This is a genomic window from Dyadobacter diqingensis (assembly GCF_024220585.1).
Lineage (GTDB): Bacteria > Bacteroidota > Bacteroidia > Cytophagales > Spirosomataceae > Dyadobacter > Dyadobacter diqingensis.
In genome coordinates, this window is the sequence record NZ_JAMXKF010000004.1 from 681,136 (window position 1) to 706,652 (window position 25,517).

Annotated in this window: 26 protein-coding genes; 17 read left to right on the top strand and 9 right to left on the bottom strand. The window is 43.5% G+C overall.

What is annotated here, in order from left to right; all coding sequences use genetic code 11:
* Window positions 1–109: 109 nt before the first annotated feature.
* The 6 genes from M1L62_RS15105 to M1L62_RS15130 all read left to right on the top strand — a co-directional run bounded on the left by M1L62_RS15105 (window position 110) and on the right by M1L62_RS15130 (window position 4,059).
* Entirely contained in the window at window positions 110–697 is a 588-nt protein-coding gene (locus M1L62_RS15105; RefSeq protein ID WP_254560418.1) for a TetR/AcrR family transcriptional regulator, read from the top strand.
* Window positions 698–787: 90 nt separating this feature from the next.
* Window positions 788–1,024 (top strand): hypothetical protein, encoded by a 237-nt coding sequence (locus M1L62_RS15110; protein WP_254560419.1) that lies wholly within the window; start codon window positions 788–790, stop codon window positions 1,022–1,024.
* Window positions 1,025–1,042: 18 nt separating this feature from the next.
* Window positions 1,043–2,311: an MFS transporter gene (locus M1L62_RS15115; protein WP_254560420.1), complete on the top strand. Its 1,269-nt coding sequence runs from the start codon at window positions 1,043–1,045 to the stop codon at window positions 2,309–2,311.
* Window positions 2,312–2,330: 19 nt separating this feature from the next.
* Window positions 2,331–2,696 carry a VOC family protein gene (locus M1L62_RS15120; protein ID WP_254560421.1) on the top strand — a complete coding sequence of 122 codons (366 nt, stop codon included), beginning with the start codon at window positions 2,331–2,333 and terminating at the stop codon, window positions 2,694–2,696.
* A 292-nt stretch (window positions 2,697–2,988) separates the two neighbouring features.
* Window positions 2,989–3,753: a ParA family protein gene (locus M1L62_RS15125; RefSeq protein ID WP_254560422.1), complete on the top strand. Its 765-nt coding sequence runs from the start codon at window positions 2,989–2,991 to the stop codon at window positions 3,751–3,753.
* A 3-nt stretch (window positions 3,754–3,756) separates the two neighbouring features.
* Window positions 3,757–4,059, top strand: coding sequence for a hypothetical protein (locus M1L62_RS15130; RefSeq protein WP_254560423.1), 303 nt, complete (start codon window positions 3,757–3,759; stop codon window positions 4,057–4,059).
* A 25-nt stretch (window positions 4,060–4,084) separates the two neighbouring features.
* Here the strand turns inward: M1L62_RS15130 and M1L62_RS15135 are convergent, their stop codons facing one another.
* The 6 genes from M1L62_RS15135 to M1L62_RS15160 form a co-directional block, all read right to left on the bottom strand.
* Entirely contained in the window at window positions 4,085–5,911 is a 1,827-nt protein-coding gene (locus M1L62_RS15135) for a M64 family metallopeptidase (protein WP_254560424.1), read from the bottom strand.
* Window positions 5,908–6,405 (bottom strand): hypothetical protein, encoded by a 498-nt coding sequence (locus M1L62_RS15140; protein ID WP_254560425.1) that lies wholly within the window; start codon window positions 6,403–6,405, stop codon window positions 5,908–5,910. Before M1L62_RS15140 ends, M1L62_RS15135 begins: the two co-directional genes overlap by 4 nt.
* Window positions 6,406–6,499: 94 nt before the next feature.
* Window positions 6,500–7,891 (bottom strand): pyridoxal phosphate-dependent decarboxylase family protein, encoded by a 1,392-nt coding sequence (locus M1L62_RS15145; protein ID WP_254560426.1) that lies wholly within the window; start codon window positions 7,889–7,891, stop codon window positions 6,500–6,502.
* 4 nt (window positions 7,892–7,895) lie between these two features.
* Entirely contained in the window at window positions 7,896–8,243 is a 348-nt protein-coding gene (locus tag M1L62_RS15150; protein WP_254560427.1) for a nuclear transport factor 2 family protein, read from the bottom strand.
* Window positions 8,244–8,266: 23 nt separating this feature from the next.
* Window positions 8,267–8,719: a DUF1572 family protein gene (locus M1L62_RS15155; RefSeq protein WP_254560428.1), complete on the bottom strand. Its 453-nt coding sequence runs from the start codon at window positions 8,717–8,719 to the stop codon at window positions 8,267–8,269.
* A gap of 1 nt (window position 8,720) precedes the next feature.
* The gene (locus M1L62_RS15160; protein WP_254560429.1) at window positions 8,721–9,635 is read right to left on the bottom strand and encodes a DMT family transporter; all 915 of its coding nucleotides are present in this window, start codon (window positions 9,633–9,635) and stop codon (window positions 8,721–8,723) included.
* 131 nt (window positions 9,636–9,766) lie between these two features.
* Between M1L62_RS15160 and M1L62_RS15165 the strand changes: the two genes are divergently transcribed.
* The 6 genes from M1L62_RS15165 to M1L62_RS15190 all read left to right on the top strand — a co-directional run bounded on the left by M1L62_RS15165 (window position 9,767) and on the right by M1L62_RS15190 (window position 17,088).
* The gene (locus tag M1L62_RS15165) at window positions 9,767–11,203 is read left to right on the top strand and encodes an aminotransferase-like domain-containing protein (RefSeq protein ID WP_254560430.1); all 1,437 of its coding nucleotides are present in this window, start codon (window positions 9,767–9,769) and stop codon (window positions 11,201–11,203) included.
* A 270-nt stretch (window positions 11,204–11,473) separates the two neighbouring features.
* On the top strand, window positions 11,474–13,486 hold the full coding sequence (locus M1L62_RS15170; RefSeq protein WP_254560431.1) for a heavy metal translocating P-type ATPase: 2,013 nt from the start codon (window positions 11,474–11,476) through the stop codon (window positions 13,484–13,486).
* Between the two features lie 361 nt (window positions 13,487–13,847).
* The gene (locus tag M1L62_RS15175; protein WP_254560432.1) at window positions 13,848–14,471 is read left to right on the top strand and encodes a DUF6134 family protein; all 624 of its coding nucleotides are present in this window, start codon (window positions 13,848–13,850) and stop codon (window positions 14,469–14,471) included.
* A gap of 181 nt (window positions 14,472–14,652) precedes the next feature.
* Window positions 14,653–15,048 (top strand): hypothetical protein, encoded by a 396-nt coding sequence (locus M1L62_RS15180; protein ID WP_254560433.1) that lies wholly within the window; start codon window positions 14,653–14,655, stop codon window positions 15,046–15,048.
* A gap of 93 nt (window positions 15,049–15,141) precedes the next feature.
* The gene (locus tag M1L62_RS15185) at window positions 15,142–16,713 is read left to right on the top strand and encodes a serine hydrolase domain-containing protein (RefSeq protein WP_254560434.1); all 1,572 of its coding nucleotides are present in this window, start codon (window positions 15,142–15,144) and stop codon (window positions 16,711–16,713) included.
* Window positions 16,714–16,716: 3 nt separating this feature from the next.
* Entirely contained in the window at window positions 16,717–17,088 is a 372-nt protein-coding gene (locus tag M1L62_RS15190; protein WP_254560435.1) for a DUF1801 domain-containing protein, read from the top strand.
* Here M1L62_RS15190 and M1L62_RS15195 read toward each other — a convergent pair whose 3' ends face one another.
* The 3 genes from M1L62_RS15195 to M1L62_RS15205 all read right to left on the bottom strand — a co-directional run bounded on the left by M1L62_RS15195 (window position 17,089) and on the right by M1L62_RS15205 (window position 20,394).
* Window positions 17,089–18,900, bottom strand: a complete 1,812-nt coding sequence (locus M1L62_RS15195) for a M61 family metallopeptidase (RefSeq protein WP_254560436.1) — start codon at window positions 18,898–18,900, stop codon at window positions 17,089–17,091.
* 137 nt (window positions 18,901–19,037) lie between these two features.
* Window positions 19,038–19,763 (bottom strand): esterase family protein, encoded by a 726-nt coding sequence (locus tag M1L62_RS15200; RefSeq protein ID WP_254560437.1) that lies wholly within the window; start codon window positions 19,761–19,763, stop codon window positions 19,038–19,040.
* A gap of 34 nt (window positions 19,764–19,797) precedes the next feature.
* The gene (locus tag M1L62_RS15205; protein ID WP_254560438.1) at window positions 19,798–20,394 is read right to left on the bottom strand and encodes a GDSL-type esterase/lipase family protein; all 597 of its coding nucleotides are present in this window, start codon (window positions 20,392–20,394) and stop codon (window positions 19,798–19,800) included.
* A gap of 127 nt (window positions 20,395–20,521) precedes the next feature.
* On the opposite strand from M1L62_RS15205, the gene M1L62_RS15210 reads away from it, so the two are divergent.
* The 5 genes from M1L62_RS15210 to M1L62_RS15230 all read left to right on the top strand — a co-directional run bounded on the left by M1L62_RS15210 (window position 20,522) and on the right by M1L62_RS15230 (window position 25,493).
* Complete coding sequence (locus tag M1L62_RS15210; RefSeq protein WP_254560439.1) at window positions 20,522–21,031, top strand: GNAT family N-acetyltransferase; 510 nt, start codon at window positions 20,522–20,524, stop codon at window positions 21,029–21,031.
* 41 nt (window positions 21,032–21,072) lie between these two features.
* Window positions 21,073–22,587, top strand: coding sequence for a glycosyltransferase family 39 protein (locus M1L62_RS15215; RefSeq protein WP_254560440.1), 1,515 nt, complete (start codon window positions 21,073–21,075; stop codon window positions 22,585–22,587).
* Between the two features lie 25 nt (window positions 22,588–22,612).
* Window positions 22,613–23,305: a 3-keto-disaccharide hydrolase gene (locus tag M1L62_RS15220; RefSeq protein ID WP_254560441.1), complete on the top strand. Its 693-nt coding sequence runs from the start codon at window positions 22,613–22,615 to the stop codon at window positions 23,303–23,305.
* A gap of 30 nt (window positions 23,306–23,335) precedes the next feature.
* Window positions 23,336–24,412 (top strand): winged helix DNA-binding domain-containing protein, encoded by a 1,077-nt coding sequence (locus tag M1L62_RS15225; protein WP_254560442.1) that lies wholly within the window; start codon window positions 23,336–23,338, stop codon window positions 24,410–24,412.
* 79 nt (window positions 24,413–24,491) lie between these two features.
* Entirely contained in the window at window positions 24,492–25,493 is a 1,002-nt protein-coding gene (locus M1L62_RS15230; protein WP_254560443.1) for a phosphotransferase enzyme family protein, read from the top strand.
* Window positions 25,494–25,517 lie beyond the last annotated feature (24 nt).

Below are 25,517 nucleotides of genomic sequence, written 5' to 3' on the forward strand. Positions count from 1 at the left end.
TTTCCCTTTCCTCTTCTTTGCAACGCCAAGGCGCTTTTCAGCCCTGCGCAAAAAATATTTTCGATATATTTTATAACTAAACGAACGTTCATTTATATTTGTATCAATTATGAGAAAAAGAGACATCAATAAGGAGATAATAATCAGAGAGAAAGCCATTGAAATGATTGTTCATCAGGGCTTTGATGGTTTGAGCATGCACAAACTTGCCAAAGCTTCGGGCGTTTCGGTAGCAACCATATACATTTATTTCAAAGACAGAGAGGATCTGATCCAATCGTTGTACACCGAGGAAACAAAGAAAATGGCGGAAGCCACGCTGGTAAACTTTGATCCCGAAAGCCATTTCGACATAGGTCTGAAAGTTCAGTGGCGCAACCGGTTGAAGTATTGCCTGGAAAATCCGTACAGTATGACTTTCATGGAGCAGGTTAAACACTCGCCGCTGATCGACCGCTCGGTAATGGACCGGAGGTTTTTAGATGCCATGTCAAAATTTGTCCATACGGCCATAGAACGAAAAGAACTGATTCCGCTGCCTGTTGAGATTTACTGGTCCATTGCTTTTGCCCCGCTTTACCAACTGGTCAAATTTCACATTTCCAAAACGAGTATGCCGGGAAGAGAACCGTTCGTATTCAATGACGAAAGGACCGATCAGGCATTGTCGCTGGTACTGAAAGCACTAAAACCCTGAATATTATCAGTTTATTTAAAGTAATATGTCTCCTCATACGTCGTCCGGTTAAACGTTAATAATCTTCATTAATTTTTAAACTTATCAGTCATGGAAACTCAGTATCAGGATAATAAACACGTGCTTGTATTTAAAACGAATCTCCATTTGAGAGATATGAAACACATCGAGCCGGTTTTGAATGCAGAAAGCAGGATTATAAAATGGAACGTCGACCTGACGGATATTGACAACGTACTCCGCGTTGAGTCGCATGTCCCGCATACAGACCACGTGATCGCCATCCTTACCACCCAGGGATTTCATTGCGAAGAACTCATTGATTAATATTTTAAAACCAGATATATGCAGGAAACTCCACCAAACACATTTACAGGCTACCAAAAATTCATCATTGCGATTCTCGCAATAGTACAATTTACGGTCATTTTAGATTTCATGGTGCTCTCTCCCCTGGGCGCCATTTTATTGAAAGAATTATCGATCACAACGTCGCAGTTTTCATTGGTGGTTTCAGCTTATGCTTTCAGCGCCGGTGCTGCGGGATTACTGTCAGCTGGCTTCGCCGACAAGTTTGACAGAAAAAAGATCCTGCTTTTCTTTTACGTGGGGTTTATTTTCGGCACGCTGCTTTGCGGTATCGCTCCCGACTATGAATTTTTACTGATGGCGCGGGTTGTCACCGGTATCTTCGGAGGTGTTATGAGCTCGATCAGTTTTGCCATCATCACGGATTTGTTTGCCATCGAGTTCCGCGGACGCGTCATGGGATTTGTTCAGATGGCGTTTGCGAGCAGTCAGGTTTTGGGCATTCCATTAGGGCTGTTCCTGGCCAATATGTTTAACTGGCATGCTCCGTTTCAGATGATTGTGGGACTGAGCATCGTCGTGGCGATCATGATTTCCATCTATATGAAACCGATCGACGGCCATTTAAAACTACAAAACAAATCCAACGCTTTCCAGCACTTAAAGGCGATATTCTCCAATGCAAATTACCTGAAAGCCTTCGCAGCAACAACATTGCTGGCAACAGGCGGCTTTATGCTGATGCCTTTTGGCAGTGCTTTCGGGGTTCACAATCTGGGAATTAGTATTACCCAGCTTCCCTATCTATACATGGTGACCGGCGTTTGCATGCTTTTTGCGAGCCCGGTGATCGGGAAACTCAGTGATAAGATCGGGAAATTTAAAATGTTTATCGTTGGCTCGGTTATCACGTCCATCATGACACTCATCTATTGCAACCTCGGCATCACCCCGCTCTGGGCGATTATGATCCTGAACGTATTGTTGTTTGTGGGCATTACCGGACGCATGATTTCCGCCAGTGCCCTGATGACGGCCGTTCCGGAGCCACAAGACCGCGGCGGGTTTATGGGCGTTAATGCGTCCGTGCAGCAAATTGCCGGTGGCGTTGCCTCCATTATCGCCGGACTTATCGTTAAAGAAACAACCTCCGGATACCTTGACAACTATGGCACCTTGGGCAATGTTGTTGTGCTCGCGGTTTTCCTTACCATCTTTTTAATGTATAACCTGCATAAATATATCTTAACCAAGCAAGGCCCTCCTGTTACTCCTGTACCCGTTGTAAGCAGCGAAGCCGTTTGATGATGAATGTAATGACAAAATGAAACTAAATCATATCAACTTAACGGTTCAGGATGTGCCTATGGCCAGCACATTTTTTCAAACCTATTTCGAATTTAAGCCGGCCGATTCAAAACCCAATGACAGCCTTTCTGTCTTAACCGGAACCGATGGTTTCATACTGGTTTTAATGCATGAACGTCTTAATCAAAATGGCAGTACAACTTATCCGGATGCTTTTCACATCGGTTTTTATCTGGATCATGAGGAAGCTGTACTGGCAAAATTCCAGGAACTGAAAACCGGTGAGATCGACCTGCCTCAGGAACCGCAAAGGATCAGGAAAACATTTGGCTTTTATTTTAACCTTCAAAATATCATGATCGAGATTACCACTCCTGTCTGATATCGTTGAATGCAGATTAGCATTTTCAACAATTTAATTTTTTTTACAAAAAAACACCTTCCTTTTGAAGGTTTTTTTTTGTTTAAGGCACATTTCCAATTTCAATAATAACCTAATGATCAATTATTTACGAAATTCACATTTTATACTTATTATATTTTTTATACTTATTAATTTTTTAAAACTTTAAAGACTTTTTATTTACAATGATTAGTTCTATCAATATTTTACCTTTATTTACAAACGAAACAAATCATTAATTCTTAACTTTTAATACATATAATACTTTTAAATGAAAATCATCAGTATTGTTAACAACAAAGGTGGTGTTGGAAAGACGACTTCCGCACAGAGTATTGCAGCGGGTCTTGCTAAATTTGCTAATGCCCGTGTATTGGTCATTGACCTGGATGCACAGGCCAGTTTGACGAAAAGTTTTGGGATTACACACAGTGGTTTGAAAAAAGACAGCGGTTCATTTATAACCGGCGAATACACTTTTGACGAGATTGTAAAAAAAGTGGGTGAAGTGGATATCTTACCAGGATCAGCAGAAATGAGCCATAAGGAGGATACAATCAAATCGGCACCGATATTTCCGTTCAACCTGAAAATCGCATTGGAGAAGGTGAAGGATCGTTATGATTTTGTGATCATCGATTGCCCTCCCGCACTGAACGGTAACACCAGAATGGCCCTAGTTTCATGTCATCAGTATTACGTCCCTCTTCAGGCTGAATTTTTGAGTTATGAAGGGCTTCGCAATTTCCTTGTTTACTCGGCTGAGATAAAAAAAATCAGTCCGACGACCAACCTTGGCGGCGTGTTTGCAACACGGTATAATCCAAAAATCAGAAAGAAAATCAGCCACGAACTTATCAGCGCCACGAAGGAGCAACTTGGTGACGTATTTATGAATAGCTATATTCGTGACAATATTGCTTTGTCTGAAGCGCAGGCGGGCGGAACTAATATCTTTGACTATGCCCCAAGCAGCAACGGAGCCGAAGATTATTATAAGTTAACCAAGGAAATTCTTGAACGTATAAACAATTAAAATATGGCAAAGGACAGGAAATTTGATTTCGCACCTCTTCCCATTGTCTCTGACATCAACGACGATTTTGAAGTAAATTCATCAATAACTGAAAATAATTCTGCTCCCACTAAAGTCACATTTGACTGCGACTACATTCTTCTTGAAAAAATGAAGGATTACGGATACTGGGAAGGATTGACACAGAAAGACATTATCCTCGAAGCGCTTACCCGCTACTTCGACTCGGCGGAAATCCGGCCACGCCCGGACAAGATCCGTAACAAAACGAAAGTAGGACGAAAACCGAAGTCATTGGTAGGCTGATAAACTTATAACTATTGCTGGAAGTTTATTCCAGCAATAGTTTCCCTGAAGTTTCATTTTTCCCATTCGAGAGACTGTACACATAAATGCCTGACTCCAATTTATTCAGGCTGATTTCTGTTGTCTGGATAAAAGTTTTTCTTAATATCTCCCGCCCAGCCACGTCATATAAAATAAAATCAGAAGATCCCGCCGGTTTTACTTTTACAAAAATACTCCCCTTCGTAGGATTGGGAAATACCTGAACGGAACTATGAAGATCATTGTCCACAACTGGTAGCGGATCAACAAATACCTGGGTAGACGCCGACGCCATACAACCCGCCTTATTTTTTGTTGTTACAGTGTAAGTGCCCTGATTGACCGTATCGGCATTTTTTATTACCGGATTTTGTAAAGCAGATTTGAAATTATCCGGCCCAATCCAATCATAGCTGTCCGAAGACTTGGCTTTCAATTCTATCTGTGCACCTTTAAAATAGGGGCCGGTATTGGAAGCTGAAACTGTTGGAAGTGCGTTCACAACGATCCTGATTGCCGCGGGATGAACATTGTCTGTTCTCCGCTCATAACAGTCGACGGTATAATCAGCCGACAAAGCAGGTGTTACCTTAATAACCTCGGTATGCTCGCCAGTTGACCAGTTTAACGTTCCCAGGCAACCTTGCGCCGTAAGGATAGTACTTTCTCCCGCACAAACCGTATCCCGGTCAGCAACCACATGAAAATTCAAAGGGATGTCTTTTCGTTCCAGTTTCCATGTAATCGTTTTCGTCCTCCTAACTTTCCTGTCGTCCTGCCTGCTGGTGAAAGTTGAATCGAATACCGAAGCGGTCAAATCCGTAATTCGTGTGTACAATGCAGAAAAAGGGATATCAACTTGTTGCGTTTTTGCATCGAGTGGCTTACCACCAAGACTCCATTCAACCATCAATGAATTCGGATTGGGTGCCAATAACTCGACAGAGAAAGATGCGCCATTCTCTTTCATCACCACTGCTTCCTCATTGTCGGGCGTGAATTTTTCGACCGGATCAACCAATTCCAGAATCCTTTCTACGGTAGCTTCCCTGCAAACATTGCAAAATTCCTTATGCAATACCTCCATGAGGCAATTCGTCGTTGTTGGCTTGAACCAGTTTGATGCATCACCATCACCATGTCTGAACACGCCGATGTGCGAAGTATTAAGCCAGTTTTTCCATTTTATCGTAGCGGTATTATTGTTACTGGTCATATTAGGAGCCTCCCACCCGTATCCCGAACCTGCCCAATACTCATCATTCAGATGGGTTAACGTATGCCCTATCTCATGGACACCAATTTTATTCGCCTGCTCATGTAACGTATGCACTGCAAACGAACCACCGGAACCGCCATACCACGGAGAATTTACCAAGACCACGATCAGATCGTAAGAAGGGAAATTCATGGCCATTAAATTCGACAATGTGGTGTAACGGCTAATGGTCACCAGCCGATGTATGTAATTTCCGAACGAAGAGCCAAAATAAGTTTCCTTCGTCTCAACCGGCTGGTCAGGATAGGCATCGAAAGCAGTTCCCGGATTCGTAATCCCACTTTCCTTCGAAGGCGTGCTGATTGAAAAAATATTGAAATAATTCCTGTAACGATTATACGGTGAGTAACTCAGGAAAAAATCAGCGAATTTTTTCGACTCATTTAAAAACTTTGGAAGCTCTTCCTCTGTAAAACCATCGCCAAGGATCACGATATTAACGCGATTGTCGATTGCTCCGGCTTTATAAATGGTATCCACAGGAAATTTCTGAGCCGCTACGCCAATACTTAAAAGCAGCAAACCTGCTATTGCGGTAAAAGATGTTTTCATTTTTTGACCAGCAGGCTATATATTTTCACTGCTCCCCGATCGGGAGTGACACTGTATAACTCGATTTTTTCCCGGGCCTGGTCTTCCTGAAAGCGAATTGAAAGAGTTCCTTTAAGGGCTGTCTGCGTGCTTTTGCTTAAATTACCATCCTGACTAAAAACCTCGGCCGTTCTCAATAACGGGTGTTCATAAAACATTTCAACCGGTGTTCTCCGGTCACTGAAATAATGAACCACTTTAATCTGATCGGGATAAATGCTGCCCTGGCCATGATCTTTCATTTTGCCGTTACCGGCAATGGCATTAATAAGTTCTGCTTTTACGGCGCCTTTCTCCTTGTCCTGCGTAATCTGAAAATCAAGAAAAAGAATGTGATTTGCTACGCCTTTGTCATAATTAGGAAGTTCCTGCGCTCTGACATACGATCTTGCCTGCCGGCAGTGTACCAGCTGGAAGCAGAGAATAAGCAGCAATATCGTAGAGCGTCTTAGCATGTGTGTTACTTTTTTGAAGGTCTTTCTTAACAGACACTAAATTACAAAAAAGCGTTGCGAGTTCACGGATATTTTACCGAAATCTAATAAACGGTTACAGCAATTTTAATGTTTCTTCCAGTTCCTGAATAGCAATGGCGATGTCCTTACCGGAGGTCCTGTAATTTACAAAAGCGGCCCGGATACATGTTTCACCATTTAAAATCGTGGGCGTCATAAATACTTTGCCGCGTTTATTGAAAACATCTAAAAACCGGGCTGTTTTCTCTTTCTCGTTTAACCTGAAACAAACGACATTTAACCGTACCGGCGCAGTTAGTTCAAAATCCCTGCTACCAGCCAGATAACGGCCAAATTGCTGCGCACAATCGATGTTGTTTTCGATAATCGACTTAAATCCGCTTTTGCCATAAGCCATCAGACTAAACCAGGCAGGCAATGCACGAAATCTTCTCGAATTTTCAGGGAGGAAATTCAGATAGGAAAAGTTTTCTTCCGGGTTGCCCAGATAAGGCGCGTTGGAATTCTGGAAAGTTTGCACCTGCAACTGCTGATGTGCCTTTTGCACGAGAAAAACGGCGCTGTCATAGGGCAGGTTCATCCATTTATGACAATCGATTGTAATACTGTCGGCAAATTCCCAACCTGCGACCAAGTGTTTATAATGGTCTGAACAGGCAGCAAAACCGCCGAAAGCCGCATCCACGTGCATCCAGAAATTATACTTCTGTTTCAGAGAAGAAATGGCAGCCAGATCGTCAAAATCAACCGTATTCACCGTTCCGGCACTGCAATTCAGAATGACCGATTTACCTTGCAGACTGATCAGTTTTTGCTCTAAGTCATAAAGATCAATGGCTTCACGTCCCGGAAGGTTATTAACTTTAACGATGTTATTACTACCAAAACCCAGCATTGACAACGATTTGATCACCGAAGAATGCGGCGTGGCAGCCAAAACGACAATTTCTTTGTCCATACCATCTCTTGCAATATCCCGACCCAGCTGCGCACCCGCCCACTGCCGCCCTACGGCCAGACAGGAGAAATTGGACATCGTCGCGCCCGTTACAAATCCGCCATTGAACGTATCAGGAAGTCCCAGCAGTTCGGTCATCAGACGAATGGTTTGCAGCTCTAAAATCGCAGAAATATCACCGTTACCTTGCGTGCTTTGTGTATTCTGATCAAAAACCGGGGTTAACCAGTCACCTGCCAGTGCTGCCGGCGTAACCCCTCCTACTACGAAACCCCAATAACGTGGCCCCGCGCTGGAAACCATTAACTTTCTGAAATTATCATTGAATAATTTGAGCGTTTTATGCGTACCCAGTCCTGCTTCATTCAGGGTTGCAAAATCGACCTGCTGATCAGTCCTCGTCGTTGGTACTTCATTGATTTCATTCAGATAATCGATGCTGCTTCTTTTGATCTCTTCCAGAATTGAAGCAATGTCTTCAAGATCATTTTTTAATACTTCGTTCATTCACTTAATTATAATGCGCCCTTACAAAATTTACTTTTCCTGCCTCATCGAATTGCATAAACTCGGCCGACTTTTTGTTATTGATGCTCGTGTAATATAAAATCACGGAATTTGTCCCGGACAGCACCTCATGCAGGTCAAAAAATAGATCGGGATAAAGCGCCAGCGCCTTCTGAAAATATTCTCTCAGTTCCGTTTTGTTTCTCAATACACCTTCCTGATTTACCCCCAGATTTTGAATGACGGGAGAGTAAAATTCAATATCCTCTGCATAATGTTTCATGATTTTGTCGATCTCCTGGCTGTTCCAGGCGCTAACCCATTCTTCTGAAAATTCTTTGGCGTTGACCATGGCTATTTTTTTGCTAAGTTGTTTTACGCATTTACAATTCTACGGTGATAATTAATCTGCCCCGTGTGCCAGGCAAGGTGCATCGCGAGATGGGTAAGTACCAGGCTATAACTTTGTTCGGCATTGATTGTCAGAATATCGTGCGGATATTCGCGTGCTAATGCCTCATCAGACAGTTTCATAATTGAGTCCGGAATAATTTCCAGAAGTACGTCAAGTTCGTTCAATAATTCTTCTTGTGAAAAAAGCCTGGCCGAAAATTCAGCGTCTCTGTCCCTGACATAGGCGTATCCGCCAATCGGCAGCCCTATATAAGTTCTCAGATTTCCGATCAGGTGCTGGCATATGTTACCGCCCGAATTAATTGTCCCAGGAATCTGCACCCATAATGAATCCTCCGATGTATAGGCCAGGATCTCGTTTCGTAGCTTTTTGAGGTCCCGTCTGTAAAGAAAATCAAATACTGCAATCTCCATTTTATATTTCTTTATGTAGTTTTCGCTGTTGTAAAACGTAACCGGATTTAACCAGAAAAACGCCGCTCATGGTCACGATAAATGCCGCAGCCGTAAACCAGGTGATCTTTTCATTTAAAATAATAAATCCAAGCAAAATGGCGACCAACGGATTGATATAGGCATATACCGAAACCAGTCCGGCCGGCAGTTTAGACATGGCATACAGATAAGAAGCAAAAGCCAGAATTGAGCCGAAAAGGATCAGGTAAAGTAACGCCATGAAAGAAGTGTTATTCATTTCAGGAATATTATGCCAGTCTTCATTCAGGATGCTTAACCCAAAAAGGCCCAAACCACCTGTCAGCATTTGTACGCCGGCGTTGAAGAAAGCGTCAGATCCGGACCGGTATGTTTGGGTATACATGCCACCAAGACACCAGAAAATACACGATACAAGCGCGACAATGATGCCTTTTAACCCATTGGCATCATGAACAAATTCAAGATTATCGCCAAAAATCAGGACAACACCGCAAAATCCGAGCAGCATACCCGCCAAAATCTGCCAGTTGATCTTCTCGCTCTTTCTCAGCGTAAGATTCAAAATAATGGTAAAAATAGGTATCATCGAACAGATCAATGCTGCCAGTCCGCTTGGGATAAACTTAACCGCCCAGCCAACAATACCAGTCCCGAATGTGATCATGCATAACCCGGGTACCACCTGCAAACCGGCATCGCGCCAGTTCCACTGCGCCCGCTGTTTGGTAAAAAACAGGAAAGTTAAAAGTAAACTGCCGGCCATTGTATTCCTGATACCCATAAACATAAAAGCCGGGAAACTAGCCACGCCGATCCTCGCGACCAGATAGGTCGTCCCCCAGAAAAAACAAACCAGGATCAGTGCTGCGTAGGCTTTAAAATGTGGATTCATGTGATACTTTCAAAACTTGTGATAAATGATTTTGCAAAAATTCTCCATTTTTTAATTAAAAAACAGATTCACTTTTTTAAATTAGCAGCATAACAGATAATGCAGATCTGTTAATTAAAATTCAAAAACCTATGCAAGATACACTTACGAAAGAAGATTTTCTTTACACTGTTGTTGCGGAACGGCTTGAAAATCAGATTGAAAACAATATACTAAAAACAGGCGATAAACTCTTATCACTTCGGGCATTGAGCAAAGAGCAGGGTATCAGCATCAGCACGGCCTACAAAGCTTATATTGAACTTGAAAACAAAGGGTTTATCGAAGCGAGGCCTAAGTCCGGGTATTTTGTACGTTTCAGCCCTTCGCAATATCCTAAAACGCCGCAAGCGCTCAAACCTGCTTTTAATCCGGTAAAGGCCAGTGTCGATGAAATGTTACGGCTCGTTTACAAATCCATCAATCAGGAGGGAATTGTAAAATTGTCCCGAGCCACGCCTTCGGGATCGCTGATACCAGAAGCCAAGCTGAATAAAGCGATGATGGAAGCGATACGGCGCAGCCCGAACAGCTGTACCGGTTACGAGGAAATTGAAGGAAACCTTACATTGAGAAAACAGATCGCGAAACACGCTTTTAACTGGAACGGAAATATCACCGAAGAAGATGTCGTAACCACACAGGGCTGTATGGAAGCGCTGGTATTTTGTTTGCAGGCAGTGACAGAACCAGGAGATACCGTCGCGATTGAAAGCCCTACTTATTTCGGAATATTTAATGTGATGAAAAGTCTGGGATTAAAAGTTTTGGAAATCCCGGCGGAACCGGAAACGGGTATTAACATCGAATATCTCGAAAAAGCGTTGAAAACCGTTCCTGTAAAAGCCTGTCTGTTTGTACCTAATTTTTGCAATCCGGCGGGTGGTCTGATGCCCGACCAACGTAAAAAACAACTGGTTGAACTTCTGGCAAAACATCAGATTCCGCTGATTGAAGACGACATTTACGGCGAAATGTACTTTGGCAAAACCCGCCCGAAAACCTGTAAAAGTTTTGACAAGGAAGGATTGGTGATGTTATGCTCATCGGTATCCAAGTCGCTGGCACCGGGTTATCGCGTAGGCTGGTGTATTCCGGGCAGGTTTATCGACAAAGTGATCAGCCTTAAACTGAACTATACCGTATCGGCCGCCACACCTACGCAGGCAGCAATCGGACTTTTTTTTGAAACCGGGCGATATGACCTGCACATGCGAAACCTCAGAAAAGCACTGCACACGCAATGCCTTCGTTACACGCAGGCGATCTCGGATTATTTCCCCAAAGATACCAACGTGAGCCGGCCGCAGGGAGGTTATGTACTTTGGATCGAAATGAACCCGAAAATTGATGCGTTTGTGTTGTTTGAGAAAGCGATCAAAGAAAAAGTCAGTATAGCGCCTGGCCAGATTTTCAGCACCGACGGCCGTTTTACCAATTACATACGGATCAGTTTTGGCACACCGTACGATGAAACCATCGACAAAAGTCTTAAAAAGCTGGGGACGCTTGTCGCTGACATGTACTGATTTCCGCGTTAATGAACCCTTTGAACAAAATTTTTCAACGGCGTCAGATCAGACGCATCCGATATAACGTGCTCTGAATTAAATTTTTAAAGCCAGAGGCAGATCGAAAAACACATTGCAACAATAGTGCAACTATCTGATTTTCAGCACATGTAACCCTGTTGCACGCATTTACAAGTTATCTTTGTCAGGAGTTAATCAATTGACGTTATCAACATTAAACTAAAAACCAGATTGGTATTAGAATCATTCAGGTTTTTAATCCGGCACATGAAAAACGAAAGTAATATCAAACACGTACACGAGGGAGACAGCTGCTGCGGCTCCGAAACCGCGACTTCTCACAATCATAAACATAAGTCCGACCACAACCATAATCACGATCATGGCGATCATGACCACGACCATGACCACGACCACGGTGGTGAAAATGCCGGATTACTTCAAAGCCGCTGGACTTTGTGGCTAAGCCTGCTGATACTTGCAGTTTTTCTGATTGCCAGCTTTATTCTGCACATTGAGATTAATCGTTATGTGGAAATCGCGCTGATGCTTTCCGCTTATCTTCTTGCCGGTTACAAAACGGTAATCAGGGCTTTTCAACGTGTCGGCCGGGGTGATCTGTTTAACGAATTTACCTTAATGACGATCGCTACATTTGGCGCTTTTTATATAGGCGAATTCAGCGAAGGTGTTGCGGTTATGATCTTTTATGAAATCGGTGAGCTAATTCAGGATCTGGCTGTCAGCAAATCGAAACGTTCCATCAAAGCACTTTTGGATATTCGTCCTGAGGCTGTCACGGTAATCCGCGAACACAAAAATCTGGTGGTTTCACCTCTGGATGTCCTGCCCGGTGAACGAATACTGGTAAAGGCTGGGGAAAAGGTCGCGCTGGACGGAATTCTGGTTTCGGATTCAGGAACATTTAATACGGCTGCGCTTACAGGAGAGTCAAAACCGAGTGTGAAAACCAGGGATGAATCGATTTTGGCCGGGATGATCAATACCGAAAAAACGGTGGAAATCGAAGTTAAGTCACTCTTCAAAGACTCCAAGCTATCACGTATATTGGAGATGGTTCAGGACGCAACAGCAAGAAAAGCACCTACACAACTATTAGTCAGCCGATTAGCCAAGATATACACGCCCATTGTTTTCGGTCTGGCATTGCTGATTATCCTTGTGCCTTATTTCTTTGTCCAAAATTATGACTTCCAGCAATGGTTATATCGCGGCATGGTGTTTCTGGTAATAGCCTGCCCTTGTGCACTGACGATTTCGATTCCCCTGGGTTATTTTGGCGGTATCGGATTGGCATCAAGAAACGGGATTCTGGTAAAAGGATCAAACTTTCTGGATGTTGTCACCAATATCGACACGGTTGTTTCGGATAAAACAGGCACGTTAACAAAAGGTATTTTTGCTGTGCAGAAAGTTGAGACAAATCTGAATCTCGATCAGTTTCTGACTCTTGCCGCTTCTCTGGAAAGTTATTCCACCCACCCGGTAGCCAAAGCCGTTGTGCAATACGCCGATCGCAGTGTACTCGCCAAACCCGTGGATGTGACAGAATATGCAGGATTAGGACTTCAAGGGACTGTGGAAAGCAAAATGGTTCTTGCGGGCAATACCAAACTGATGCAGAAGTTTTCCGTGCAATATCCCGAGGATCTCGAAAAAATTGTTGAGACGATTGTTCTCGTGGCTGTTGATAATCAATATGCTGGATATCTCACGATCGCTGACGAAATAAAGGAAGATTCAGCACAAACAATAAAAGACCTGAAAGCGCTGGGCATCGAAACCATTATGCTCTCCGGCGACAAACTGGCTGTCACTTCGGCTATTGCGTCGCAACTGTTGATCGACAAAAGTTACGGAGATTTACTCCCGGAAGATAAGGTCAGAATTGTACAGGAATTAAAAGATCAGGGAAAGAAAATTGCCTTTGTAGGCGACGGTGTGAATGATGCACCAGTCATCGCACTGGCTGATGTGGGTATGGCAATGGGAGGTTTAGGATCCGACGCGGCCATCGAAACCGCGGATATCGTTATTCAGAATGACCAGCCCTCAAAAATTGTATCGGCCATTAAGGCAGGAAAAATCACTAAATCCATTGTTTACCAAAATATTGGGCTGGCGATGGGTATTAAAGTCCTGGTCATGATACTGGGTGCCGGGGGAATTGCTACCCTTTGGGAGGCAGTATTTGCTGATGTTGGGGTAGCGCTGCTGGCAATTTTAAATGCATTCCGGATTCAGGGGAAACGCTTGTAAGCGTTTTCCACTCTAACCTGAGCTTATACTTTATTTACCAATCCTGAGGCACAGGCCCCAAGAAGTCAACAGGGGCGTGACCCTTTGAAAAGTTGACTTCTTTTTTTCAGACCATCTCCCTGCCCTTCTCCCAACACCCAACACTTTTTTCTACCCATCCCCTTTCCGTTTGCTCAGTTATTTATTACATTAGGAAAGCAATTACTATCATTGTTGCCTAAGACATCAAAATGTAAATGGGGATAAGATTCCAATGCGTCGGCAAGCGCATTTTATCAGATGGCATGCTAATTGTAAACCTTTCCTTGATAGAGGGCGATAGAAGAAATTCGCTCCCGATCATTCATTAACACAAGACAGTATGCCGGTAAATAAATTTCACACATATGTTTCCACTGGTCTCAAACAGATTTTTATCCTGCTGATCTGTTTGCTTGCCCACGATACGTATGCCCAGCAATATAGAAATTATTCGGTGCTGTGGCGTGGAAAAGAGATCGGTTTTTTGAAGGCGACATCCCAAAGTCAGCCGCACGGACAGTTTTATGCGACGGACAGCGAGATGAACGTGAACATGTTATTATCGTTTCACATTCAGTCAAATACGACCAATCTTTTCACAAACTCACAGCTTAAAGAAGCTCAGGTACAACGTTTCGTGAATAAGAAAAAGAAGCTGACAAGCACCACGCACTACAACGATAATCACTACGAATTAAAAAAGGATAAGGACGATGTCGTGAAAATGAAGAGCAATATACCGGCCACTGTAACCTGGTTATACTTCAACGAACCCATCGCAAAAAGTGAAATCTATTCGGAAGTTTTCCTGACTTTTCTTAAATTCAAGGAAATTGCAGCTTCGGTTTACGAAACCACCCTCCCGGATGGCGACGTCATGACATACACCTACCGGGCCGGCGTTTTACAGCGCGTCGAGATCGAGTCAGGATATGGAGAATTTATTTTTAAATTGAAAATTTAACTTCTTTTCTACCAGTTGATTAACAAAAAATAGAATTGTTTCGCCCCTGAAATACAAAATTAACGAAAACAAAAAACGCTTTTCATGCGTTGTAAATAAGCCTGGCACTGAAAAAAGATCAAAAACCTGTGTAGAAACGGGAATGATTTTTTAAGAAAGAACTGTAAACCAACCAATCGTTATGAAGAAACTACTATTATGCATCTTTGCCCTGGTGGCACTGCTACATCTCAGTTGTTCAAAAGAGAAGTCATTGGATAATGATGTTGCAGCAAAAGGCGATGTAGAAATCAGACTTAAAAATGCAAGTTTACTCCCTTTTGAAAACATCGAAGTAAACACAAGTGGTGGTGTCAATAAATATGGTACTTTACCTGATAGTCAGCTGTCTGACTACAAAAAATTCGATTTCGCCTATCGTTACAGCTTCGTAAAACTTGATATTAACGGAGAACCTTATATCATCCAGCCTATTGACTACGTAGGAGAAGACAAGCTCAAAGGTGGAAAATATACCTACGAAATTCATCTGGATCCGGAGGGAAATCAGATTTACATGAAATTATTAAACGATTGATATCGTAAATTGAGAAATTCGTGAGGTTAATGGAGTACACACATTGTGGATTCCATTACCTTCACGAAGAAATAAATACTCAATTACTATATCATGAAAAGATTTATTCTCCCTTTATCTGTTCTGTTATATCCGGCTGCTTACGGCCAAACGAAAAATCACCCGGTAAAAAAGTCCGTTACCACACATTCACAAACCTATCAGCCGCCGGTATTCACCGACCCGGATCGTCTTACAAAAATTAAAGCCGCTTTGCCGGTTGTAGAGAAGCTGTACAGGGAATACGCTGAGAAAAACAATTTTCCAGGCCTTGCATTTGGCGTGGTCGTGGATGACCAGGTTTTGTATGCGGACGGTTATGGATACACCGATCTTGCAAAGAAGACAAAGGCCTCGGGAAAATCGCTTTTCCGTATTGCTTCGATGAGTAAGAGTGTGACTACCATGGCCATTTTAAAGCTCAGGGATGAAGGAAAGTTAAAACTTGACGATCCGGCGTATCTCTATATTCCTGAACTAAAAGCAATGCCTCTGCTAACAACGGATTCTCCAGCCATTACGGTTCGCAATTTAATGACGCATACCGCAGGTTTTCCGGAAGATAACCCCTGGGGCGACCGACAGCTTGATACACAAGACGAGGCGTTGATTAAACTGATACAAGACGGATTGTCAAACTCCAATGTGCCCGGTGTTCAGTATGAATACAGCAACCTGGGTTTTGCCATGCTTGGAAAGATTATCAGCCATGTTACCGGCATTTCGTACCAACAGTACATCAATGATCAGATTTTCAAACCACTTGGAATGAACAATACCCTTTGGGAATATACCAAGGCGCCTGCGGATTTGCTCGCCCATGGTTATCGCCGGGAAGATGGCCAGTGGAAAGAAGAAGAATTGTTACACGACGGCACTTATGGCGCGATGGGTGGCATACTGACTTCCATTGAAGACTTCGGGAAATACATGGCGTTTCATCTCGCTGCCTGGCCTCCCAAAGACGGAAAAGAAACCGGACCCGTCAAACGGAGCTCGGTCCGTGAAATGCAGCAGCCCTGGACTTTCAATAACCTGAACACAAAATTCAGCTATCCAAATGGCCGGAACTGTGCTTTGGTCAGCAGTTATGGATATGGGCTTCGGATCAGCCGTGATTGTGAAAATCGTTTGTTTGCAGGCCATACAGGTGGTTTGCCGGGATTTGGCAGCCAGTGGTGGATTATGCCCGAATACGGAATTGGCGTAATTGCCAATGGAAATTTAACCTACGCGGGAATGAATACCGTCAACTTTGCCGTGATGGATACGCTCATATCAATCGCAGGGCTCAAACCTCGGGAGCTTCCGGTATCGCCAGTTTTGAAACAACTTAAAGCGGAATTGGTTAAACTGCTTCCAGACTGGACGGAATCCACCGCTTCAGGGATTTTCGCTGTTAATTTTTTCCCTGATAAATCATTAGAGATAAGAAGAAAAGACACGCAGCAGCTTTTCGCCAAAATTGGTAAAATCAAAAATATAACGGAACTGATACCGGAAAATCAGCTTCGCGGCAACTTTCATATCCAAGGTGAAAACGGGACATTGAACGTATATTTTACATTAACTCCTGAAAATCCTGCACTGATTCAGCAGCTCGATGTAAAGCAGATTTCAAAATAGATTATGAAAGAAACAGACAATTATTATTTACAGAAAGAAGAGCCGGTGAAAAGCTGTCTTTCGGCATTACGAAAGATCATACTCGACAGAAATCCGGAAATTACGGAGGCCTGGAAATACCGTATGCCTTTTTTCTGTTACAAAGGTAAAATGTTCTGTTACTTGTGGATTGATAAAAAAACCAATTTCCCTTATCTGGGCATTGTGGAAGGAAAAAAGATCGATCATCCCGGATTAGTCCAGGATGATCGATCCAGAATGAAAATTATGACATTTAATCCCAATGAGGACCTGCCACTGGAAACGATTCTCGATATTCTGGACAGCGTACTGTTGCTCTACACCAGCGGATTAATCAAAACAAAAACCCGGTAATTACTTTACTTTTGAATCCAGCCAGCTTTTTCTTAACGCCTGCATCGTTTCCGTTACCGGCAGATTCAGCTTTTCATTGGGAATAACCACCAGTCTCGGATTTTCAGTCAGTTTCATCATAGCCAGTTTCGTTTCACCGCGGTGTATATATTCTACGCTGATTTCGTCACCCGGTTTATGATCTGCCAGGAGCGTTTTGACCTCGGATTCCGCTTTAACCGATTTGCCATCCAGTTTAAGAATCTGGTCGTCGATATCGAGCCCTGCGTCATAAATTGGGGTGCCAATCATCGTATTGCCCGCAATCACAAGATCGGTGTTGTAACGTACATTGCCAAGCCACGCCTGCCCTTCAAATTCCTTTTTCAACGTCAGTCCTGCTTTTTGAAACAGCGGCGCATAGTCAAATGACTCATGCCCATTGACATACTTTTTGAAGAAATCCGCAGCAAAACCTTTATCACCGGTTACCGTTTCAAGTACCTGCTGCAAGTCTGAGATCGTGTAAGCGATTTCTGTTTTACCATATTTAACCCACACCGCTTTCATATAATCGTCAAGCGAAAGCTTGCGGCTCAGCAGTTCTAGTTCGAGCGCCATTGCAATCGACGCACCGTAGGGATAATAGGACGTGTAGGTATTGGGATAATTTGTTTTGTCAACCGCTACACCCGCATCCACGAACACAGCCATACAACTCGCCTCTGCCGGTGATACTCTTTTGGCTCCGGGTGTATTTTCCTTGGTATTCACCAGGGCGCTGAACGTTCCGGTTATGTCATCCAGATTCCTGAAACCGGCTCTTTTTAATATCAATTCGCCGTAATACTGCGTAAATCCTTCTGCAAACCACAGCTCACGGCTCATGTTGCTTTTTTCATAATTAAACGGTTCCAGACTTTTCGGACGGATACGCTCCACATTCCAGCTATGGAAAAACTCATGCGAAAAAACACCCAGCAGGTTATTGGAACCATCAAATTTAACCGGCAGCGCAATCATCGTACTGTTACGGTGCTCCATGCCATCGCTTTTTACATAAGGATTGATGCTCGCAAGAAAGGTATACTGACCGTAGTCAAACGCGGGAAATTCGCCAAAAATGGCTCCTGCTTCCTCTGTAATTTTTTGTATTTTATTGGCAAATTGCGTTGCTCCTGACGGGTCTATGTCAGCCTCCAATGCCAGTCTGAAATCAAGATTTTTGTTATCCTTATTCTTCAAAGACCATTCCTTTATCGTCAGTTTACCAATTTTAACAGGCGAATCCATAAAGTACTGCAAATCAGGCGCGGTGAAGACATTCGTTTTTCCGGTAGGCTTAAGCTGAGTCGCGATTGTCCAGTCTTTGCCTTCCGGCAACCTGAAATTCACCTCAACAGGCGCCTTTTCCAATTCTTTTACCCACATAAAAGACGCCGGAACGTTTAGCTGAACACTGTGCTGATCAACGCCGGCGTAGGTTCCATCCGGGTGGTTTGCATACAGCGTGTAACGAACTTTGGCAAATCCGCCGGCTGTGTTCACCTGATAGATATCGCCATCCACGCGCTGCACGGGCATCGGCTTTCCGGCCTTATCCAGGGCAATAACATCGTAAACATTTTTTCCAAATTCGTGGGTAGCATAACGCCCTGGAGACGACCTGCTCATTCTGAACAACAATTGTTTTTGAGGTGCGCCGGTAACCGTAACCTCAATGCTGGCCTCGTGGTGAACGATATTGGGGAAAGAAACATCATAGCTGATTTTCTGCGCAGTAGCCGCATAGGAGGAAACCAGCAGCGCAATCATGCTCAAAGGTCGGATCATTTATCGGGTAGGTTTATTGAAAGTATAACCCGAATATCGAGAAAAAGATTGTTGAAACAAGGAAATCACGAAACATGGAATTCATCAAAACGACAAAACCGTTTTTAGTTCTGTAAAATATCCGTTTCGTATAAAATTTACAAATACAACTGAACCATCTGACGCCAGTAACGCGAGCGATGCGCCTCCTCCTGCCATTCGTAATAGGCATGCGGGATTTTGAGATTCGTGAGCGCGTTGCTCAGCTGCCGGTTGTTTTCCAGGAAAGAATCTTCCAGTCCGATTACCAGGATGATTTCAAGCTTTTTGATCTGCCTGACGATCCGCTTGTCCGAAAGCATGGCTATAAACCGCGTTGGCATGTTGTAATAAATCGTATCGTTAAAATACCCGTCGAAAAGGTCATCAAAAAACGGAAGCGATATCGTCAGATCGTATCGGGCGCTCATGCCCACAACCTTTGTAAAAAGTTTCGGATGCCGGAAGGCAATGTTGACGGCGTGATAACCGCCCAGGCTGCAACCCGCCGAGACCAGCCGTTTATCACTGTTTTGCTTCCTGATGAAAGGAATCACTTCTTTGAGAATATAGCTTTCGTACTGTCCGTGCCGCAAAATCCGGGCTTCGGGCAGTGCATCAGAATAAAAACTTTCGTTATCAATACTGTCCACGCAAAATACCTGAAGCTTTCCGGATTCAATTTTGTCGCGCATGGCTTCAATCACCTTCCAGTTTTCAAAGTCATAGAAACGGGCCCCTCTTGTCGGGAAAAAAATCACCGGCTCGCCTGAATGCCCAAAAGCCAACAGCTCCATGTCCCGATCAAGTATCTTGCTGAACCACTTATGATATCCTCTTTCCATGGCACTCCGACAATTAAAACCGTTGCGTTAAAAGTTAGTTAATCAGGCTAATCTGTTTACTTATCACTTCCTTCCAGACAGCATACCCTTCGTTGCTCAGGTGCAGCCCGTCTGCTTCAAAAAATGCTTTCTGGGGATAACCGAATTCATTCAGTGTTTCCGGAAAAATATCAATATAGTGCTGAAATTCGTCTTTTTCAACTTCTGCAAGAATCAGCCGGTTAGCAGATTTTATCTGTTCGATAATTTCCCATCTTTGCAAACTTGGCTTAATGGAAACGAACGAACAGGGAATATTTCCGAACCGGTTTCGTATCTGACTAATTAACTGACGATAAAACAGGCAAACCTCCTCCGGTTGTCTTCCATCGCCAAGATCGTTGTCGCCGGCATAAATAATAATCGATTTCGCCGAAGTAACCGGGGCCAGAACCCGGTCAAAAAACCACGCGCAGGCCGCGAGCGTGGAACCGCCAAAACCCAGATTCACAGGCTTTAATGCCTCAAAATCGGTATACAACGTTTCCCATAATGTAAATGTGGAACTGCCGTAAAAAACAGTTTCCGGCAAATAATCCAAACGCGACAATTCCTTCCCCACTCTCACAACTTCCTCTTCATACCAAAACATAGGTCACTATACGATTTTACTTTAATGCTTACCACTCCTACCAAAGATATAGGAATGATGTTAACTCTCGGTTAAGTTTATGTCATAATTGAATAATTTTTCGTAAAACCATTGCGCGTTTCAATTCATGAGGCTTCAAAACTATTCGCCGGACAATTTTGATCTTTTAAATAGCTGGATCACAGACGCAGATCTTTTGTTCCAATTCGCAGGTACTGCCTGGACATTTCCGTTAACCCGGCAACAGATCGCAGCCTATCAAAGCTCCTTTCCAAGACGCCAGTTTTACATGGCCTATGACGACCAGAACGAAGCTTTTGCCTTTGGAGAAATAATCGTTGACGATATCAATACTCCTCGGCTTGGGAGATTGCTCGTTGGAAACCAAAACAGCCGTGGGAAAGGATTAGGCCTTCGGTTTGTTAATTTGCTGGTCGACGAATGTAAACGTGTCTTCGCCCCCGACCTGATTTACCTATACGTTTTTGAGGATAACTTCCCGGCGATCCGCTGTTATGAAAAAGCGGGATTTGTCTTTGACGGTGATAAGAAAATTGTTTTCACCCATGAAGACAAAAATCAGACGGCTTTGGTTATGAAATTTACCGTCGATCCGCCGAAAATAGAAAACACCTAAACGTTAACTGATCTTTTCCAAACCCTGAAAACAGACTTCCCTTGAAGAAAACACTTATACTCTGGCTTTTTATCCTTGTAAAATTGGGGTTGCATGCTGTCATAATAGGTCCAGGATATGACCTGCATCGCGACGAATACCTGCATCTGGATCAGGCGAAACATCTCGCCTGGGGTTATCTGTCGGTTCCACCGTTTACGTCCTGGATTTCCTATCTGATTTTACTCCTGGGCAATTCTGTTTTTTGGGTTAAATTTTTCCCAGCGCTGTTTGGCGTGCTGACGATGGTTGTCGTTTGGAAAGCGATAGAAGCATTAAAGGGTGGTTTGTTTGCGCTGATCCTGGGTGCAGCGGCCGTTACTTTTTCCGTGTTACTCCGGATCAATATGCTCTATCAGCCAAATTCTGCCGATGTGCTTTTCTGGACACTGCTCTATTTTTCGGTTTTAAAATACATAGAGTCTGAGGACAACAAGTGGCTTTACCTCACGGCGGTCGCCCTTGGTTTTGGTTTTCTGAACAAATACAATATCATTTTCCAGGTTATCGGACTTATTCCGGCGCTTCTGATCACACCTCAGCGTAAGATTTTCGCCAATAAACATCTTTACTTTGCGGGAATTATAGCCTTGCTGATCGCCTTGCCCAATCTTATCTGGCAGTTTCAGAATAACTTCCCGGTTGTCCATCATATGCAATTGCTTGAAAAAACGCAGCTGGTGAACGTGAACCGGCTCGACTTTCTTAAAGAACAGCTCTTGTTTTTTATGGGATCGATTTTCGTGCTCTTTGCCGGATTTTTTTCCTTCTTCCGCTATCCAGCCTTTCGAAAATACCAGGCATTTTTCTTGGCTTTTGTTTTCACCTTATCCCTGTTCACTTATCTGAGAGCCAAAGGTTATTACGCGATCGGGCTTTACCCGATTTTCTTCGCTTTCGGCGCTGTCTATCTTGAAAACGCACTCCGGGTAAAATTTACCTGGCTCCGTCCGGTAGCTGTGCTGGTTATTCTGCTTTTATTTATTCCCGTATTCAGGGTGGCTTTCCCGATTGACAGTCCGGCTGTGATGAGTCAGCATTCGAAACGTTATCAGGCGCTGGGTTTGCTGCGTTGGGAAGACGGCAAGGATCACGCTCTGCCGCAGGACTTTGCAGATATGCTCGGATGGAAAGAACTTGCGGAGAAAGTTGATGCTGCTTATGAAAAGATTGAAGATAAAAGCCATACACTGGTACTTTGTGATAATTACGGCCAGGCTGGTGCCATTAATTATTATTCCAGATACAATATTCAGGCCGTTACAATGAACGCGGATTATATAAACTGGGTACCGCTTGATGAGGAAATTAAAAATGTGATACTCGTTCAGAACGCCGATGATGACGATCAGGAACGAAAAAAAGAACAACCGCTGTTCAAAACCATTTTACGTACCGGGAAAATCGAAAACCAGTATGCACGGGAACGCGGGACCAGCATTTATGCACTATTGGACGCGAAAGTTTCCATTAATGAAATTCTAAAAAGCGATATTTCAGAAAATAAGTGGGATTAACAATTTAAACCAAAATAACCTGACCATGACAAACCGTTTCCTTTTACTTATCTGCATTTTTATTACTGTACCACTTATTTCGCAAGCGCAAAAAGCCAAAAGTATTTTTAACGGAAAGGACTTAAAGGGCTGGCATACGGACGTGCCGGTTATGGACAAAGATCCAAAATTAAAGACGCCGTTTATCATCCGAAACGGATTGCTTGTCAGTCTGGGGACACCAGGGGGACATTTGATCAGCGATGCGCAGTATGAAAATTTCCGGTTTACCTTCCAATATCGTTTCGCCGGAAAACCGGGAAATTGCGGCGCTCTGGTTTTTGTCTCCACACCGAGAGCATTGTATGACATGTTCCCGAAATCCATCGAAGTGCAGATGATGCATGAAAACGCTGGTGATTTCTGGTGTATTCAGGAAGATATCACGACGCCCGATATGGAAAAAAGACGCGGCCCAAAAGAAAAATGGGGCGTAAACGGTGATAAATTAAGAAGGATTCCCAACCTGACAGACGGGACTGAAAAACCGCTTGGTCAGTGGAACAGCATGACGATTGAATGTGTGAAAAACTCCATTAAAGTTTGGATCAACGGTGTTTTTGTCAATTACGGTTATAATGCAACGGCGCAAAAAGGCCAGATCGCTTTGCAGTCGGAAGGTTCGGAAGTAGAGTTCAAAAAAATTGAAATCACACCGATTACCCAGTTGACCAAATAAATCAGAAAACATTTCAAGCACTTGAAAGCCATGAATACCCAGGAAATTATTCATTCCCGGCTGATCAACCAGAAAATTGCCCATAACACGATGACTGCTCCTGCGGAAATTGTGAAGTACCTGGTGGCAATGCAGGCACAGGAATACGCCATGGCAAAATGGGCGATTGGTCTGCGTGTGCCCGGCATTACGGAAGCAGACGTTGAAAAAGCATTTAACGAAGGGGCGATTCTCAGAACGCACATCATGCGGCCAACCTGGCATTTTGTAGCGCCGGAAGACATTCGCTTGATGATTGCGCTGACGGCGCCGCGGGTCAATGCAATAAATGCGTTTATGTACCGGAAATGTGAAATCGATGAAAAAACATTTAACCGCTGTAATGATATTCTGATCAAAACGCTGGAAGGCGGGAAATATATGACCCGCAACGCTTTAAAATCGGAACTGGATAAAGAGATTGTCACCGGCGATGGTGTACGTTTAAGCTGTCTGATGATGAAGGCTGAACTGGACGGACTGATATGCAGCGGCCCGCGTGATGGCAAGCAGTTTACCTACGCGCTGATTGACGAACGCGCGCCGGCAGTAAAAGAATTGACAAAGGAAGAATCGCTGGCCAAATTAGCCTACGGATATTTTGCGAGCCGCGGTCCTGCGCAGTTACAGGATTTCGTGATGTGGTCAGGATTGACGGTTAAAGATGCTAAAATCGGGATATCCGCCTTGCCAGATGATTTTGTACATGAACAACTTGACGGTAAAACCTACATTCACTTACCGGTTTCGGACGTTCCTGCAAAAATGCAGGCTACGTTTCTCATGCCGGATTACGACGAATACGGTATGAGTTACAAAGACCGGTCTGCGTTGTTCAGCCTCCCACCCAAAATTCTGGAAAACTCAAAACTCAATATCCCCTACAACCGGATGATTGTTGCGGACGGACAGATTGTAGGCAGTTGGAAACGGACGATCAAAAACAAGGAAGTGGATGTCGAAACCGATTATTTCAAACCATTAAATAAAAAGCAGCAGGCTGCGGTTCAGCTGGCTGTTAAAAAATACAGCACTTTTGTCGGAAAAGTGTTGATTGAAGATGAATAGACCACATCCGCTGTGTCTCTTAAAATTCAATAACACTTTTTTCAAACCAACTTTACCTCCAAAATTCACGCGATAGCATATGGCCTTTTTTCCGGTAACCAACACCACACTTTCGGCTGATCACCTCGCAGGGTTTATCCAAAAAGAATACCAGCTTGAAAACACAGTCAGCTGTAAATTGTTAAAAACCGGGATCAATCATACTTATCTGGTTACCAGTCAAAATCAGAAGTTTATATTCCGGGTTTACTCGATAAATTGGCGCACAACCACGGAAATACTAGAAGAAATTAGACTGCTTAATCTTTTAAAAGAGCAAAACCTACCGGTCTCTTTCGCCATGGCAGACGGAGCGGGAAACTATATCAAAGAATTCAAAGCCCCGGAAGGCATCCGGTTTGGTGTGTTATTTTCACACGCCGAGGGCAGCAAGGCATTAAACTACGGCACCGATATACATTTCAAAGTGGGTGAAACCATGGCCAGAATGCATCAGATCACACATAATCTGGTACTCGACCGGGTGACTTATACCGCTGACCTTTTGCTAAACCAGTCTGTTGAAAGGCTAACACAATTCCTCGACCGGAATGAAAAGGACATGATTTACATCGCGGCATTGAGAGATTTCCTGAAAGAAGCAATCGGGCAGATTGACAAGTCAAAAATCAGGTTGGGCGCCATTCACATGGATATCTGGTTTGACAACATGCATTTTTCCGATTCCGGTGCGGTCAGCATTTTCGATTTCGATTTCTGCGGCAATGGTTTTTTAGTTTCTGACATCGGTTATTACGTGATGCAGTTGTTTAATCTGGAAAAAGATGAAAGCCAGCACAAGATCAAGCTGGAAAGTTTTCTGAATGGTTATGAATCGGTTACGAAGATCAACGATGACGAAAAACACATTATTCCCATTATGAGTACGGCTGCGTATTTATTCTATCTCGGTGTTCAGTGTCAGCGTTTTGATAACTGGTCTAACGTCTTTCTTAATGAGATATACCTGAAACGGTTCATCGAACTGATCATTAAAAAATGGGTTGATTTTAATAACCTTATGGATCACCAGAAAGTATGATAAACCGCATCGGTGCTTTAACTG